At 68.3% G+C, this 14,963-nt stretch carries 14 protein-coding genes; all 14 read right to left on the minus strand.

Annotation, left to right across the window (positions count from 1 at the left end; all coding sequences use genetic code 11):
• Window positions 1-87: 87 nt before the first annotated feature.
• The 14 genes from ABZX75_RS26670 to ABZX75_RS26735 all read right to left on the minus strand — a co-directional run bounded on the left by ABZX75_RS26670 (window position 88) and on the right by ABZX75_RS26735 (window position 14,756).
• Complete coding sequence (locus ABZX75_RS26670; protein WP_355414789.1) at window positions 88-471, minus strand: DUF6113 family protein; 384 nt, start codon at window positions 469-471, stop codon at window positions 88-90.
• Window positions 468-1,391: an N-acetyl-1-D-myo-inositol-2-amino-2-deoxy-alpha-D-glucopyranoside deacetylase gene (mshB, locus tag ABZX75_RS26675; protein ID WP_355414791.1), complete on the minus strand. Its 924-nt coding sequence runs from the start codon at window positions 1,389-1,391 to the stop codon at window positions 468-470. The genes ABZX75_RS26670 and mshB overlap by 4 nt, the downstream gene beginning before the upstream one ends.
• Before the next feature lie 53 nt (window positions 1,392-1,444).
• Entirely contained in the window at window positions 1,445-1,639 is a 195-nt protein-coding gene (locus ABZX75_RS26680; RefSeq protein WP_355414793.1) for a hypothetical protein, read from the minus strand.
• Between the two features lie 396 nt (window positions 1,640-2,035).
• Window positions 2,036-3,175: a dipeptide ABC transporter ATP-binding protein gene (locus tag ABZX75_RS26685; protein ID WP_355414795.1), complete on the minus strand. Its 1,140-nt coding sequence runs from the start codon at window positions 3,173-3,175 to the stop codon at window positions 2,036-2,038.
• Window positions 3,168-4,151, minus strand: a complete 984-nt coding sequence (locus tag ABZX75_RS26690; RefSeq protein ID WP_355414797.1) for an ABC transporter ATP-binding protein — start codon at window positions 4,149-4,151, stop codon at window positions 3,168-3,170. Before ABZX75_RS26690 ends, ABZX75_RS26685 begins: the two co-directional genes overlap by 8 nt.
• A gap of 12 nt (window positions 4,152-4,163) precedes the next feature.
• Window positions 4,164-5,171, minus strand: a complete 1,008-nt coding sequence (locus tag ABZX75_RS26695; protein ID WP_355414799.1) for an ABC transporter permease — start codon at window positions 5,169-5,171, stop codon at window positions 4,164-4,166.
• Window positions 5,164-6,087, minus strand: a complete 924-nt coding sequence (locus ABZX75_RS26700; protein ID WP_355414802.1) for an ABC transporter permease — start codon at window positions 6,085-6,087, stop codon at window positions 5,164-5,166. The genes ABZX75_RS26695 and ABZX75_RS26700 overlap by 8 nt, the downstream gene beginning before the upstream one ends.
• Window positions 6,088-6,225: 138 nt before the next feature.
• Complete coding sequence (locus ABZX75_RS26705) at window positions 6,226-7,854, minus strand: ABC transporter substrate-binding protein (RefSeq protein WP_355414804.1); 1,629 nt, start codon at window positions 7,852-7,854, stop codon at window positions 6,226-6,228.
• Between the two features lie 108 nt (window positions 7,855-7,962).
• Window positions 7,963-8,904, minus strand: a complete 942-nt coding sequence (locus ABZX75_RS26710) for a GNAT family N-acetyltransferase (protein ID WP_355414806.1) — start codon at window positions 8,902-8,904, stop codon at window positions 7,963-7,965.
• A gap of 126 nt (window positions 8,905-9,030) precedes the next feature.
• The gene (locus ABZX75_RS26715) at window positions 9,031-10,083 is read right to left on the minus strand and encodes a dipeptide ABC transporter ATP-binding protein (protein WP_355414808.1); all 1,053 of its coding nucleotides are present in this window, start codon (window positions 10,081-10,083) and stop codon (window positions 9,031-9,033) included.
• The gene (locus ABZX75_RS26720) at window positions 10,076-11,131 is read right to left on the minus strand and encodes an ABC transporter ATP-binding protein (RefSeq protein WP_355414810.1); all 1,056 of its coding nucleotides are present in this window, start codon (window positions 11,129-11,131) and stop codon (window positions 10,076-10,078) included. The genes ABZX75_RS26715 and ABZX75_RS26720 overlap by 8 nt, the downstream gene beginning before the upstream one ends.
• 13 nt (window positions 11,132-11,144) lie before the next feature.
• On the minus strand, window positions 11,145-12,110 hold the full coding sequence (locus tag ABZX75_RS26725; protein WP_355414812.1) for an ABC transporter permease: 966 nt from the start codon (window positions 12,108-12,110) through the stop codon (window positions 11,145-11,147).
• Entirely contained in the window at window positions 12,103-13,044 is a 942-nt protein-coding gene (locus ABZX75_RS26730; RefSeq protein WP_355414813.1) for an ABC transporter permease, read from the minus strand. The genes ABZX75_RS26725 and ABZX75_RS26730 overlap by 8 nt, the downstream gene beginning before the upstream one ends.
• 92 nt (window positions 13,045-13,136) lie before the next feature.
• Complete coding sequence (locus tag ABZX75_RS26735; RefSeq protein WP_355414815.1) at window positions 13,137-14,756, minus strand: ABC transporter substrate-binding protein; 1,620 nt, start codon at window positions 14,754-14,756, stop codon at window positions 13,137-13,139.
• Window positions 14,757-14,963 lie beyond the last annotated feature (207 nt).

Raw genomic sequence — 14,963 nt, forward strand, 5'->3', positions numbered from 1 at the left:
GAAACCCCCGCCAAACCCCCGCCAAACGCCCCTCAACTACCCACGCGAGAGGGTGGGCCCGGTCTCCCTACGGCGTCCGACACCACGTCACTTGGCAGGTCGCCCGGCTGGAACGGGCCCCTCCAGCGGACCGCGCATCGTGGCGCACATCACAGCGAGCACGGTTCCGCCCACAAGGTACGCGTACATGCCGATACCGGACGAACTGAGCAGGAAGTCCCCCTCGGGGCGCGGGACGCTGAGCATCACGTACGCGAGGAACCAGCCGACCGCGGCCCCGCCCACGCCGAGCCCGGTCCCGACGGCGATCCGGCCGCCGAGGAACAGCCCGAAGAGGGCCAGGAGTCCGAGCACCAGCCCGACCGGGAACCACAGGTCCACCACCAGCCAGCCAGCCGCGCCGGTCAGTGCGCCCGCCGCCAACAGGCCCAGGCAGGCGGCGATCCGGCCCGGAGTCAGCGTCCCGGTCACGCCCCCACCCCCGCGAACAGGTCGCGCTCCCGCTCGCCCGCCGGGGCACCCGGCCGGCCCGCGACCAGTTCGTAGTACTCACGGGTGAACAGCGGTTGCGCGAGGTTGTTGGACAGCGCGAAGAAGGGCCCGTCCAGGGCGATCTGGGTGGCGTGGGCCCGCATGGCGGCCGCCTTGGCGGCGGCCCGGGCCTCGTCCGCGTCGATCTCGGCGGTGATCCGCTCGTCGGCGACGACGCCCGGCACGTCGGCCGGCGAAGCCAGCCCCGGGAAGGGCGTCGCGCCTCCCCCGGCCGGCACCGGGACCTCCCCCCGGGCCGCACGCAGCCGGGCGAAGCCTTCCTCGACCACGGAGAGCGGGACCCGGTTCCAGTAGATCTTCCCGATCTCGTGGGGCAGGCCGAGGTCGCGCCGGTACGCGCCCTCGGCGGCCAGTTCCGCGGCCCGCATGGCGACCCGGTGGGCCTGGATGTGGTCGGGGTGCCCGTAGCCGCCGTCCGGGTCGTAGGTGACGAGCACCTGGGGGCGCAGCTCGCGGATCACCTCCACGAGGTAGGCGGCGGCCTCGTCCACGTCGGCCGACCAGAAGGCGTCGGGGCGGCCGTTCTGCGGGGCGCCCATCATCCCGGAGTCCCGGAAGCGGCCGGGCCCGCCGAGGAACCGGTGGTCGGTGACGCCCAGTTCGGCCATGGCGGCGGCGAGTTCGCCGACGCGGTGGGCGCCGAGGGCGTCTTGGCGGTCGGCCGCCAGGTGGGCGAGCTCGGGCGGGATGACCTCACCCTCTTCGCCCAGGGTGCAGGTCACCAGCGTGACGTGGGCGCCCTCGGCCGCGTACTTGGCCATGGTGACGCCGTTGTTGATCGACTCGTCGTCAGGGTGCGCGTGCACGAGGAGCAGACGACGGGCGGGAAGACCGTTCATGGGGCAAGCCTAGGTCCTGTCCGGGCTAGCACCCCTCGGGGCGTGCGGCGTCCCTACAGCTTGAGTCCGCTGATCATGCTGGCCACGTTCGTGGTGAGCTGACTGAGGGTCGGCGCGATGGTGGAACTCGCCAGGTAGAAGCCGAGGAGCACGCAGACGAACGCGTGTCCCGCCTTCAGCCCCGACTTGCGGACCAGCAGGAAGACGACGATCGCCAGCAGCACCACGGCCGAGATCGAGAGTGCCACGGCGTTTCACCTCCACGTCGAGCGGACATCGGTACGCGCATTCGTGCTCGGCGAGAGTCATACCCACCGTGCGCTACGGATCATAACTATCCGTACCAGCGCATCGATCGAAATCCGGCAGCACATGGGGCGCACGCCGCGCACGAGCAGGGTCACGGGGTAGGCCGGCCGGACAGGCCGCCCGCCTCCCCGGCCGGCTGCCGGCACCCGCACGGCCGCACTGAGACCAGGCCGCACGGCCCAGATCTCGGGACGGAAACGGTCAAGTTACCCCAGTGGACACGTAGTTACGGCACCCGCACCGGCGTTCATCGAGGTGGCTGGAAATGAGCGCTCGTCACGGCGTCGGCGCGGGCGAACTTCCCACGCGGACCTGACGGACTCTCCGGACGGCGGCTACTCCTTCGCCGACGAAGCCGGTGGAGCGGGAGGAGCGGGAGGAGCCGACGGGCCCGTCGGCGGCCCCGGAGGCCCCGGAGGCCCCGGAGGCCCCGGCGGCGGGCCCGGCATCGGGGCGGGCGGCGGCACCACCCGCTTCTCCGCCGCGAAGTGACAGGCCGAGGGATGCGCAGCGGGCCCCGACGGGAAGACCGCCGGGACCGCGAGCAGCGGGACCTCCGTCGCGCAGCGGTCCTGGGCCTTCCAGCAGCGGGTGCGGAAGCGGCAGCCCGACGGCGGGTTGGCCGGGGAGGGGACGTCACCGGAGAGGATGATCCGCTCCCGGTGGGCCCGGGCGTCCGGGTCCGGGACCGGGACGGCCGAGAGCAGCGCCTGCGTGTACGGGTGGGTGGGGTGGTCGTAGATCTGGGTGTCGGTGCCGATCTCGACGATCCGGCCCAGGTACATCACGCCGACCCGGTCGGAGATGTGCCGCACGATGGAGAGGTCGTGTGCGATGAAGACGTAGGAGAGGTTGAAGTCGTTCTGGAGGCGTTCCAGCAGATTGATCACCTGGGCCTGCACGGAGACGTCGAGCGCGGAGACCGGCTCGTCGGCGACGATGATCTCCGGATTGAGCGCGAGGCCGCGGGCGATGCCGATGCGCTGGCGCTGGCCGCCGGAGAACTGGTGCGGGTAGCGGTTGATGTACTCGGGGTTCAGACCGACCACGTCCAGCAGCTCCTGGACCTTGCGCCGCCGGTCGCCCTTGGGAGCCACCTCCGGGTGGATCTCGTACGGTTCGCCGATGATGTCGCCGACCGTCATCCGCGGGTTGAGCGAGGTGTACGGGTCCTGGAACACCATCTGGATGTTGCGGCGCACGGCCTTCAGGGCGCGCCCCGAGAGCCGGGTGACGTCCTCGCCCTTGTACGAGATCACCCCCGCCGTCGGTCGCTCCAGGTGGACCAGCATTTTGGCCACCGTCGACTTCCCGCAGCCGGATTCGCCGACGATGCCCAGCGTCTCCCCGGCGCGCAGGTCGAAGGAGACCCCGTCCACGGCCTTGACCGCGCCGACCTGCTTGCGGAAGACGACGCCCTGGGTCAGCGGGTAGTGCTTGACGAGGTCCTTCACTTCGAGAAGGGACTCAGGCATGGAGGCACTCCGTCCAGAAGTGGCAGGCGCTGGTACGGGGTACCGGCGACTCGGTCACCTCGTACAGCGGCGGGACGTCGGTGCGGCACACGTCCCGCGCCATCGGGCAGCGCGGGTTGAAGGCGCAGCCGGGTGGGATGGCCAGCAGGTTGGGCGGCAGGCCCTTGATGGCGTACAGCTCCTGGCCCTTCTGGTCCAGGCGCGGGATGGAGTCCAGCAGGCCGCGCGTGTACGGGTGCGCGGGCGCCTTGTAGATCTCGTGGACGGGGGCCGCCTCGACGATCCGGCCCGCGTACATGACGGCGATCTTGTCCGCGACGTCCGCGACCACGCCCAGGTCGTGGGTGATCAGGATGAGCCCCATGTTCAGCTCGCGCTGGAGCTCGGCCAGCAGGTCCATCACCTGGGCCTGGACGGTGACGTCCAGCGCCGTCGTCGGCTCGTCGGCGATGATGAGCGAGGGCTCCAGAGCCAGCGCCATGGCGATCATGATGCGCTGGCGCATGCCGCCCGAGAACTGGTGCGGGTAGTCCCCCACCCGCTCCTTCGCCGCCGGGATCTTCACCCGGTCCATCAGCTCGACGGCCTTGGCCTTGGCGTCCTTGCGCGACATGCCGCGGTGGACCTCGTACATCTCGCCGAGCTGCGCGCCCACGCTGAGCACGGGGTTCAGGGAGGACAGGGCGTCCTGGAAGATCATGGCCATGTCGGCGCCGCGGATCTTGCGCCGCTCCTCCTCCTTCATCTTCAGCAGGTCGCGGCCCTTGAACAGGATCTCGCCGCCCGCGATGCGGCCCGGCGGCATGTCGAGGATGCCCATCACCGCCTGGGCGGTCACCGACTTGCCCGAGCCGGACTCGCCGAGCACGGCGAGGGTCTCGCCCTCGTCCACCGAGTAGTCGACTCCGTTGACCGCCTTCGCGACTCCGTCGCGCGTCTTGAATTCCACGTGCAGGTCGCGGACTTCGAGCAGCATGTGCGGGGCTCCTCAGCGCAGCTTGGGGTCGAGGGCGTCGCGCACCGCGTCGCCGAGCATGATGAAGGCGAGCACGGTCAGGCTGAGCGCGCCCGCCGGGTAGAGCAGCATGTGCGGGGCGTTGCGGATCTGCGAGGCCGCGTTGGAGATGTCGATGCCCCAGGAGACGGTGGGTGGACGCAGGCCCACGCCCAGGAAGGACAGGGTGGCCTCCAGGGCGATGTACGTGCCGAGCGCGATGGTGGCGACGACGATGACGGGGGCGACGGCGTTGGGCGCCACGTGCCGCAGCAGCATCCGGCCGCTGCTCGCGCCGAGTGCCCGGGCGGCCTGGACGTAGTCGTTCTGTTTGGCGGTGATCACCGAGCCGCGGGCGATGCGGGCGATCTGCGGCCAGCCCAGGAGCACGATGAAACCGACGACGGGCCAGACGGTGGTGCTGGTGACGACGGACAGGAAGACCAGGCCGCCGAGGATCACCGGGATGCCGAAGAAGATGTCGGCGACCCGGGAGAGCAGCGCGTCGCCCCAGCCGCCGAAGAAGCCGGCGAGCCCGCCGAGTGCGGAGCCGAGCAGGGCGGCGCCGAGGGTGGCGCAGATGCCCACGGTGATGGAGGCGCGGGCTCCGTAGACGGTACGGGTGTACACGTCGCAGCCCTGTGTGTCGTAGCCGAAGGGGTGGCCGGGGCCGGATCCCTGCTGCGATTTGGACAGGTCGCACTTCAGCGGGTCGCCGCCGGCGATGAGCTGCGGCCAGATCGCGATGACGACGAGGAAGAGGATCAGCAGCGCGGAGATGATGAAGACGGGGTTGCGGCGCAGCTGGTGCCAGGCGTCGGACCACAGTGAGCGGGCCTTCCCGGGACCGGGGCTGGCGGGCCCCGTTCCCGGGACCTTCTCCAGACTCTCCGCCTCATCGAGGGCCAGATCCATGGCACCGCCCTGACCGGTGGGGGACATCGCCTCGTGCGGGCGGGGGCCGACGGGGTCGTAGCGCTCGGGAGGTTCGGGCTCAGGCATAACGGATCCTCGGGTCCAGGACCGCGTAGAGCAGGTCGACGAGCAGGTTCGCCAGCAGGAAGACGATGACGAGGATGGTCACGAAGCCGACCACCGTGGGGGCGTTGTTGCGCAGGATGCCCTGGTAGAGCTGGTAACCGACGCCGTGGATGTTGAAGATCCGCTCCGTGACGATGGCGCCGCCCATGAGGGCACCGATGTCGGTGCCGATGAAGGTGACCACCGGGATCAGCGAGTTGCGCAGCAGGTGCCGGCTGATGACCCGGTGGCGCGGCAGTCCTTTGGCGACGGCGGTGCGCACGTAGTCGGCCTTGACGTTCTCGGCGATCGAGGTCCGCGACAGGCGGGTGACGTACGCGAGGGAGACCAGCGCGAGCACGATGCCGGGCAGGAGCAGCTCGTCGAAGGGGGCGTCCGGGGAGACGGTGGGCCGCACCCAGCCCCATTTGACGCCGAAGAGGAACTGCAGCAGATAGCCCGTCACGAAGGTGGGCACCGAGATCACGACGAGGGTGAGCACCAGGAGCGTGGTGTCGATGGACTTGCCGCGGCGCAGGCCGCTGATCACGCCGAGGGTGATGCCGATGACGATCTCGATGAGGATCGCGACGATGGTCAGGCGCAGGGTGACGGGGAAGGCCGTCGACATCAGCGAGGTGACCTTCTGGCCGTTGAAGGCGGTGCCGAAGTCGCCCTTGAAGATCTGGCCCATGTAGTGGAGGTACTGCTTCCACAGGGGTTGGTCGAGATAGAGGTCCTTGCGGATGCGCGCGGCGGTGGCGGGGTCGGGGGCCTTGTCGCCGAAGAGGGCCGCGACCGGGTCACCGAGCGCGTACACCATGAAGAAGATCAGGAACGTGCTGCCGATGAACACGGGGATCATCTGGAGCAGCCGCCGGATCACATAACGTCCCATGGAGTGCTCCATGCTTTCAATGGGCTCAGCGTCGGTGGGCCCAGCGTCGGTGGGCTCTGCGTCGGTGGGCTCTGCGTCGGTGGCGGGCGGGCTCCCCGCGGCGCGGGGGGTGCCCGGTCCGGTCGGTCCGTCGGCGGGTCAGCTGACCTTGATCTGGTCGTAGACCGGGACGCTGAACTGGTTGAGGGCCACGTCCGAGATCCGCTCGGAGTGTCCGGCGCTGCCGTTCTGGTACCAGAGCGGGATGGACGGCATCTGCTCGGCCAGGATCTTCTCGGCGTTCTGGAAGGTGACGGTCGCCTTGGCGGCGTCGCTCTCCTGGTTCGCCTCGTCGATGAGCTTGTCGAATTCCTGGTTGCTGAACTTCCCGTAGTTGGAGGAGGCGCCGGTGTAGTAGAGCGGCTCCAGGAAGTTCTGGATCAACGGGTAATCGGCCTGCCAGCCGGAGCGGAAGGGGCCGGTCAGCTTGAAGGAGCTCTGCTGGTTCCTGAAGTCGGCGAAGGTGCCGACCGGGTTGACCGTGCAGACCGGCCCTTCGCCCAGCGCGTTGTTGACGCTGTTGCAGACGGCGTCCATCCAGTCGCGGTGCGAGCCGGTGTCCACGTTGGAGGTCAGCGTGACCTTGCCGCCGGGCAGTCCGCCGGCCTCCTGGATCAGCCGCTTGGCCTCGCCGGGGTTGTAGGCGCAGGCGTCGCCGCAGGCGGTGGCGGAGAAGCCGCCCTTCTCGCCGAGGGCCGGTGAGGTCCAGTCCCTGGCGGGGGTGCGGGTCTCGCGGAAGATCTGCCGGGTGATCTCGTCGCGGTTGATCGCCATCGAGATGCCCCGGCGGACCTTCTCCATGCCCTCCTTGCCCCACTGCGGGTCGTAGAGCGGGAAGGTGAGCGTCTGGATGATGAGGGCCGGCTGGTTGATGTACCGGTCGCCGAGGTCGTTCTTGACGTTCTTCAGCTGCTGCGCCGGGACGTCGTCGACGAGGTCGAGGTTGCCGGAGATCAGGTCGGTGTAGGCGGTGTTGTTGTCGGTGTAGACCTTGAGGTCCACGCCGCCGTTCTGCGCCTTGTCCTCGCCGGGGTACCCGTCCCACTTGCGCAGTTTCATGCCGGTGCCCTTGGTGTACGAGTCCACCGTGTACGGGCCGTTGCCGACGGGCTTGTTCAGCCAGGCGGCGTGGTCGGTGAAGAAGGCCTTGGGCAGCGGGGAGAAGGCCTGGTAGCCGAGGGTCTCGGGCCAGGTCGAGAACTTCTCCTTCAGGGCGACGGTGAAGGTCTTGGGATCCTTGACGACCAGTCCGGTCATCGTCTTCGTCTTCGGCTCGCCGGACTTCGGGTGCACGTCGTCGTAGCCCACGATGTCCGCGAAGAAGGGGGCGTTGTTCTGCTTGTTGCGCACGTCCGCCGCGTAGTTCCAGGCGTCCACGAAGGACTGGGCGGTGACCGGCTCGTCGTTGCTGAACTTCCAGCCGTCCTTCAGCGTGACCGTGAAGTTCTGACTGTCCGTGGTCTCGATCTTCTCGGCCAGCATGTCCTTGGCCTCGCCGGTCTTCGGGTCATAGCGCTTCAGGCCCCGGAAGAGCATGTCGAGGACCTTGCCGCCCTGCACCTCGTTGGTGTTGGCGGGCTCCAGCGGGTTCTGCGGGTCACCCCACGAGGAGCTGACGATTCCTCCGTCGGCGCCTCCACCGCTTTCGCTTCCACCGCCGCAGGCCGTCGCCGCGAGGGCGACGGCCACCGCGCATGCGGCCCACTTGGCGTGGGTGGCTCCGCGCATGGAGTGCCTCCTTTGGAATCCCAAGACTCACGTTGGGCCCAATGTCACCTCATGTGAGGCGCCGTGCACTCATCCTTCGACCGATTGCACCCGCGCGTCACCCGCCTGTCACCCCTGCGAGTGCAAAGTCAGCTCCCACGTGTCGACCGCGTAGTGCAGGGTCATGCCGTGCGCCTCGTAGAGCCCGAGTGCGCCGGTTTCGTTGTGGGTGTCCACGCCGAGGCCCACGGTGTCCCTGCCGCGGGCCGCGTAGGCGGCGAAGCCGTGGCGCAGCAGGGCGCCGCCGATGCCGCGGCCGCGCAGGTCCTCCCGTACGCCGATGTGGCTGATCCAGCCCATGCTCGTACGGTCGTCGCGGGTGAGCAGGACCGCCGCGTCGCCCTGGCCGGGCAGGCTCGCGATCCACACCAGGGACCAGTCGAGGGCGCGGGCGTCGAGGTGGTCCAGCCAGGCCTCGTACGCGCGCTCCACATGGCCGAAGTGGGCCGCGAAGGTCTCCTCCACCAGGGCGTGGGCCCGGCGGCGGTCGGATTCGTCGGCTCCGCAGTGGCGCAGGCTCAGGCCGGCGGGAAGAACGGGCGCGGCATCGCGGGCCCGGGACAGGGAGCGGGTCATGACCTGGTAGCGGCGGATGGTGCGGTAGCCGCGCCCGCGCAGGAGGGTGAGGTCGAGGGTGGGCTTCACATTGAGCTGGAGCCGCAGTACGCCGCCCGTCCCGGCGCCGGCGGCCATCGCGCGGGCACGGGCCTCCATGAGCTCCAGCAGCCGCAGGGCTGCCTGGCGGTGTCCGGGCAGCACGTAGTGGTCCCCGTCGATCCGGCCGGGCCCGGAGTCGGCCCAGACGAGGGCGTAGGCGATCAGCTTCGGGCCTTCGAAGGCCAGCCAGGAGTCGGTGGCGAGGTCCACCTCGGGGTGGTGGAGGTCGGCCTCGACGGTGCCGAGGTCGGTCTCCGGCCGGCCGATCTCGATGACGTCGACGGCGTTGAGCAGGGCGCAGATGTCGGGGGCGTCCCCGGGCCCGGCGGGCCGGACGGTCAGCATGGCGGTCATCGGCCCACTCTCGGGCGGGCCGGGGCCGGGCCGCAACCGCCTTTGCGCGGACGGGCATACGGCGAGGGCGCCCGGCACCGGAGGAATCCGGTGCCGGGCGCCCTGGACGCCGTACTGCCGAGCGGGTCAGACCGAGAGAACGGCCCTCTCCTCGGCGAAGTGGCACGCCGACTCGTGCGCGGCGAAGGTGTCCTGGCCCTTGAAGCGCTCCGGGATCGCCAGCAGCGGCTCCTCGGTGGCGCATTTGTCCTGGGCCTTCCAGCAGCGGGTGCGGAAGCGGCAGCCCGACGGCGGGTTGGCCGGGGAAGGGACGTCACCGGTGAGGATGATCCGGTCGCGGCCTTCGCGAACCTCCGGGTCCGGGACCGGGACCGCCGACAGCAGCGCCTGCGTGTAGGGGTGCGTCGGGTGGTCGTAGATCTGGGTCTCGGAGCCGATCTCGGCCATCTTGCCCAGGTACATGACGCCGACCCGGTCGGAGATGTGCCGGACGATCGACAGGTCGTGCGCGATGAAGACGTAGGAGAGGCTGAACTCGTCCTGGAGCTTCTCCATCAGGTTGATGACCTGCGCCTGCACCGACACGTCGAGCGCGGAGACCGGCTCGTCGCAGATGATGATCTCCGGGTTGAGCGCGAGGCCGCGGGCGATGCCGATGCGCTGGCGCTGGCCGCCGGAGAACTGGTGCGGGTAGCGGTTGATGTACTCGGGGTTCAGGCCCACGACGTCCAGCAGCTCCTGGACCTTGCGCCGCCGGTCGCCCTTGGGAGCCACCTCCGGGTGGATCTCGTACGGTTCGCCGATGATGTCGCCGACCGTCATCCGCGGGTTCAGCGAGGTGTACGGGTCCTGGAACACCATCTGGATGTTGCGGCGCACGGCCTTGAGGGCCTTGCCGGACAGCCGGCTGATGTCCTCGCCCTTGTAGAGGACATCGCCCGCGGTGGCGCGCTCCAGGTTCATCAGCAGCTTGGCGACGGTGGACTTGCCGCAGCCGGACTCGCCGACGATGCCGAGGGTCTCGCCCCGGTACAGGTCGAAGGAGATCCCGTCGACGGCCTTGACCGCGCCGACCTGCTTCTTGAACAGGATGCCCTGGGTCAGCGGGAAGTGCTTGACCAGGTTGCGGACCTGGAGGATCGGCTCGCGCTCGGTGGCGTTCTTGGTGAGCTCAGCCATGGAGCTGCTCCTTCCAGAAGTGGCACGCGCTGCCGCGCCCGGCCAGCTCGGTGCCGTCCTGCTCGGTGACCGGCTGCAGCGCCGGCACGTCGGTGCGGCAGATGTCCTGCGCCTTGGGGCAGCGCGGGTTGAAGGCGCAGCCCGCCGGGATATTGAGCAGGTTGGGCGGGAGGCCCTTGATCGCGTAGAGCTCCTGGCCCTTCTGGTCCAGGCGCGGGATCGAGTCCAGCAGACCGCGGGTGTACGGGTGCGCCGGGCGCTTGTAGATATCGTGGACGGGGGCGTTCTCGACGATCCGGCCGCCGTACATGACGGCGATCTTGTCCGCGACGTCGGCGACGACGCCGAGATCGTGGGTGATCAGGATCAGGCCCATGTTCATCTCGCGCTGGAGCTCCGCGAGCAGGTCCATGACCTGGGCCTGGACCGTCACGTCGAGAGCCGTGGTGGGCTCGTCGGCGATGATCAGATCGGGCTCCAGGGCCATCGCCATGGCGATCATGATGCGCTGGCGCATACCGCCGGAGAACTGGTGCGGGTAGTCACCCACGCGCGCCTTGGCGGCGGGGATCTTCACCCGGTCCATGAGCTCGACGGCCTTGGCCGTGGAGTCCTTCTTGGACATCCCGCGGTGCACGCGGAACATCTCGCCCAGCTGGGCGCCGACGGTGTGCACCGGGTTCAGCGAGGAGAGCGCGTCCTGGAAGATCATGGCGATCTTCTGGCCGCGGACCTTGCGGTACTCCTCGGCCGGGAGCTTCAGCAGGTCGGTGCCCTGGAACAGGATCTCGCCGTGCGGGATCTTGCCCGGGGGCATGTCGAGGATGCCCATGATGGCCTGCGCCGTCACGGACTTGCCGGAGCCGGACTCGCCGAGCACGGCGAGGGTCTCGCCGGCGTTCACGGAGTACGAGACTCCGTTGACGGCCTTGGCCACGCCGTCGCGGGTGTGGAACTCGACGTGCAGGTCGCGCACTTCGAGAAGCGGGATGCCCTCCGGCGCCGATCGGGGCGCGGGGACGTTCGAGGTCTTGTCGATGATGGTCAACGTACGCCCTTCCTCAGCGCAGCTTCGGGTCGAGGGCGTCGCGCACCGCGTCGCCGACCATGATGAACGCGAGCACGGTGATGCTCAGCGCGGCGGCCGGGAACAGGAGCACGTGGGGTGCCTGGAGGAAGCGGTCCTTCGCGTCGCTCACCATCAGGCCCCAGGAGATCTGGGGTGGCTGGACGCCGATGCCCAGATAGGACAGCGCGGCCTCGGCACCGATGTACACACCGAGGCTGATCGCACCGACCACGATGACCGGGGCGATGGCGTTCGGCAGGATGTGCCGCATGGTGATGCGCAGGGTGCCGGCGCCCAGGGCGCGAGCGGCGACCACGTAGTCGTTGTTCTTGTTCTGGAGCACCGAGGACCGCATGATGCGGAAGATCTGCGGCCAGCCGAGGGTGGCGAGGACGAGGGAAACCGTCCAGGCGTTGCCCTCCAGACCGGACATGATGAGCATGCCGCCGAGGAGCAGCGGAACCGCGAAGAAGATCTCCGTGATGCGGGAGAGGATGCTGTCCCAGATTCCGCCCAGCCAGCCGGCCAGCAGGCCGAGCCCGCCACCGACGACGAGGACGAGGGTGGTCGTCAGCATGCCGACGATCACCGAGTTGCGGGCGGCCCAGATGGTACGCGTGTAGATGTCGCAACCCTGGACGTCGAAACCGAACCAGTGGTCGGCACTCGGACGCTTGAGGGAGTCCTGGAGCTTGCAGGCGGTGGCGTCGAAGGGCGTGCCGTTGGTGAACCAGCCCGGGACGACGGAGAGCACCAGCATGCAGAACACCATGAAGGCGCCGATGAGGAACACCGGGTTGCGGCGCAGGTCGTGAAGGGCGTCGGACCACAGGCTCGCGACGCGCTCCTGCTTCTTGTCACCGCCCTGGGTGCCCTTGCCGGCCGCACCCGTGCTCGCGGGGGCGCCGGCGGTCTGGGTGTCGGTCATCGAGTCCTCCACCGAAGTTGTGTCACGCATAGCGGATCCTCGGGTCGAGCACGGCGTAGAGCAGGTCCACGATCAGGTTGGCGACGAGGTACACGAGGACGAGGAGCGTCACCACGCCGACGAGCACGGTGCCCTGGTCGAGGCGGATGGCCTGGGCGATCAGACCGCCGATGCCGTTGATGTTGAAGATGTTCTCGGTGATGACCGCGCCGCCCATCAGTGCGCCGAGGTCGGCGCCGAGGAAGGTGACGATCGGGATGAGGGCGTTGCGCAGGGCGTGGTTGACGACGACCTTGCGACGGGGCAGGCCCTTCGCCGTCGCGGTGCGGACGTAGTCCGAACGCATGGTCTCCATCAGGCTGGTACGCGTCAGTCGGGTCACGTACGCCAGGGAGGTCGAGGCGAGGATGAAGCCCGGCAGGATGTACGCCCGGAAGCCGTCGGCCTCGTTGAAGGAGACCGGGAAGAAGTCGATGCCGAAGTTGTTCTTCAGCTCGACGCCGAGGACCAGCTGGAGCATGAAGCCCGTCACGAACACCGGGATCGAGATCAGGAACAGCGTCGACAGCAGGACCAGTTGGTCGAGGAACTTCCCACGCCTCAGGGCCGCCATGATGCCGGCGAGGATGCCGAACAGGGCCTCGATGACGAAGGCGACGATCGCGAGGTTGATCGTGTACGGGAACGCCTCGGTGATGAGGTCGAGTACCTGACGCCCGTTCAGCGTCTCGCCGAAGTTCCCCTGGAACACATTGGTGATGTAGTTCCAGTACTGCAGCAGGAACGGGTCGTCGAGGTGGTACTTCTCTCTCAGCATCGCCGCGACGAGCGGGTCTGCCTTCTTCTCGCCGGCCAGCGCCTGGACGGGGTCACCCAGTCCGAGCGTCAGCCCGTAGATCAGGAATGTGGCACCGAAGAGTACAGGGATCGCCTGTATCAGTCGGCGGATGAGGTAGCGGCCCATCAGACCTCCAACAGAAGAGCAGGGGGAAGGGCAGGCAGGCGGAAACCTGATTCCGCCTGCCCGCCCCTGGTGCCCCTTAGTGAAGAGGGGTGTTAGTTGAGCTCGACCTTGGCCAGGTCCATGCGTCCCTGGGCGTCGATCTCAACGTTCTTCACGGACTTGGAGTAGGCCGACGAAGACATGTAGGTGAAGATCGGGATGTACGGCAGGTCCTTGATGATCACGTCATCGGCCTGCTGGTACAGCTTGATGGCCTCCGCCTCGTTGGCGGTCTTGTCCGCCTGGTCCATCAGCGTCTCGAACTCTTCGCTCACGTAGGCGCCGTAGTTGGACCCGTGGTCGATCGCGTTCTTCGAGAAGATCGGGCGGAGGTAGTTCTCGGCCGCGGGGTAGTCCATGGACCACGCCATGCGGAAGGCGCCCTTGTACTTCTGGTCGCCCAGCTCGGTCAGCATGTCGCCGAACTTGGCGAACGGCTTGGCGGTGACCTCGATGCCGAGGTTCGCCTTCAGCTGGTTGGCGACGGCCTCGATCCACTCCTTGTGGCCACCGTCGGCGTTGTAGCCGAGCTCGATCTTGTTGCCGGGAACGCCGCCCGCCTGGGTGAAGAGCTCCTTGGCCTTGGTCGGGTTGTAGGTACCGACCTCGCCCAGGGCTCCCTTGCGGTAACCCGGGACGATGGGGCTGATGAAGTCGTCCGCCGGCTTGCGGGTGCCGTTGAAGATGGTCTTCGTGATGGCGTCCCGGTCGATGGCCATGGAGATGGCCTTGCGGATCTCGACCTTGCCGAACGCCTCGGCGTTCGTCTTCAGGGGGAGGCCGACGTAGCCGACGCCTGACTCCGGCTTGTAGATGTAGCGGTCGCCGAACTCCTGAGAGACGGTGGCCATCGCCGAGATCGGGAGCTTGTCGACGATCTGGATGGTGTCGGCACGCAGGTCGTTGTACGCCGTGTCCAGGTTGTCGTAGATCTTGAAGGTGACGCCCTCGAGCTTCGCCTTCTCACCCGGGAACTTGTCGTAGCGCTTGATCTTGATCTGCTTGTTGTGCTCCCAGGCGCCGTCCATCTGGAAGGCACCGTTACCGATGGGGGCCTCGCCGAACTTCTTCGGGTCGGCCTCGAACGCCTTCGGCAGCGGGTAGAAGGCGTTGTAGCCCAGCATGGTCTTGAACTGGGAGAACGGAGCCTTCAGCGTGACGGTGAGGGTCTTCTCGTCGACGACCTTGAGGCCCTTGAGCTCGGTGGCGGTGGGCTTCTTGTCCTTGCCCGGCGCCAGCTCCTCGGAGCCCTCGATCTTGTCGAAGAAGGGCAGCGCCTCGGCGGCGTTGTCCTGGTTGGCACCCCAGTTCCAGGCGCGGGCGAACGACTGGGCGTCGACCTTCTCGCCGTTGTGGAAGGTGTAGCCGTCCTTGATCTTGATCGTCCAGGTCTTGGAGTCCGTGGTTTCGATGGACTCGGCGACCGCGAGCTTCGCCTCGTTGGTCTTGTTGTCGTACTCGACCAGACCGGCGAACAGCGCGTTCAGGACCTCGGCGCCCTCGGACTCGGCGGTGTTCTGACCCACCAGACCGTGCTGCGGCTCGCCGAGCACCACGGTGATGTTGCCGCCGCCCTTGGCTGCGGTCGAGTCCTTGCTGGTGCTGCAAGCCGTGGCTGCCATCGCCACGACGACGGCACCCGCGACCCACTTGGCGCTCGTTGCTCCGCGCATGGGTAATTGCCTCCTCAGGAGTCACTGTTGATACGTGAAGGGCCCGGCCCCGCTGACACCCCTGACAGCGAAATCCGGCCCCCGTCGTGCGTGCTCGTGAGTCGGCGCTCCCCACAGCGCGTGACCCATTGACCCGAGCTCAATGGAGCCATCCTCAGGGACACCCAGACCGTAAACCACACTTATGTGGTCTCGTTTTCACAACAT

The sequence above is a fragment of the Streptomyces sp. NPDC003038 genome, from assembly GCF_040611115.1.
Classification (GTDB): domain Bacteria; phylum Actinomycetota; class Actinomycetes; order Streptomycetales; family Streptomycetaceae; genus Streptomyces.

Excerpts from the sequence above, each read along its gene's own strand:
- ABZX75_RS26715 (WP_355414808.1), bottom strand. The coding sequence starts at position 10,083 with ATGGCTGAGCTCACCAAGAACGCCACCGAGCGCGAGCCGATCCTCCAG.
- ABZX75_RS26730 (WP_355414813.1), bottom strand. The coding sequence starts at position 13,044 with ATGGGCCGCTACCTCATCCGCCGACTGATACAGGCGATCCCTGTACTC.
- ABZX75_RS26700 (WP_355414802.1), bottom strand. The coding sequence starts at position 6,087 with ATGGGACGTTATGTGATCCGGCGGCTGCTCCAGATGATCCCCGTGTTC.
- ABZX75_RS26735 (WP_355414815.1), bottom strand. The coding sequence starts at position 14,756 with ATGCGCGGAGCAACGAGCGCCAAGTGGGTCGCGGGTGCCGTCGTCGTG.
- ABZX75_RS26725 (WP_355414812.1), bottom strand. The coding sequence starts at position 12,110 with ATGCGTGACACAACTTCGGTGGAGGACTCGATGACCGACACCCAGACC.
- ABZX75_RS26695 (WP_355414799.1), bottom strand. The coding sequence starts at position 5,171 with ATGCCTGAGCCCGAACCTCCCGAGCGCTACGACCCCGTCGGCCCCCGC.
- ABZX75_RS26705 (WP_355414804.1), bottom strand. The coding sequence starts at position 7,854 with ATGCGCGGAGCCACCCACGCCAAGTGGGCCGCATGCGCGGTGGCCGTC.
- ABZX75_RS26690 (WP_355414797.1), bottom strand. The coding sequence starts at position 4,151 with ATGCTGCTCGAAGTCCGCGACCTGCACGTGGAATTCAAGACGCGCGAC.
- mshB (WP_355414791.1), bottom strand. The coding sequence starts at position 1,391 with ATGAACGGTCTTCCCGCCCGTCGTCTGCTCCTCGTGCACGCGCACCCT.
- ABZX75_RS26685 (WP_355414795.1), bottom strand. The coding sequence starts at position 3,175 with ATGCCTGAGTCCCTTCTCGAAGTGAAGGACCTCGTCAAGCACTACCCG.
- ABZX75_RS26710 (WP_355414806.1), bottom strand. The coding sequence starts at position 8,904 with ATGACCGCCATGCTGACCGTCCGGCCCGCCGGGCCCGGGGACGCCCCC.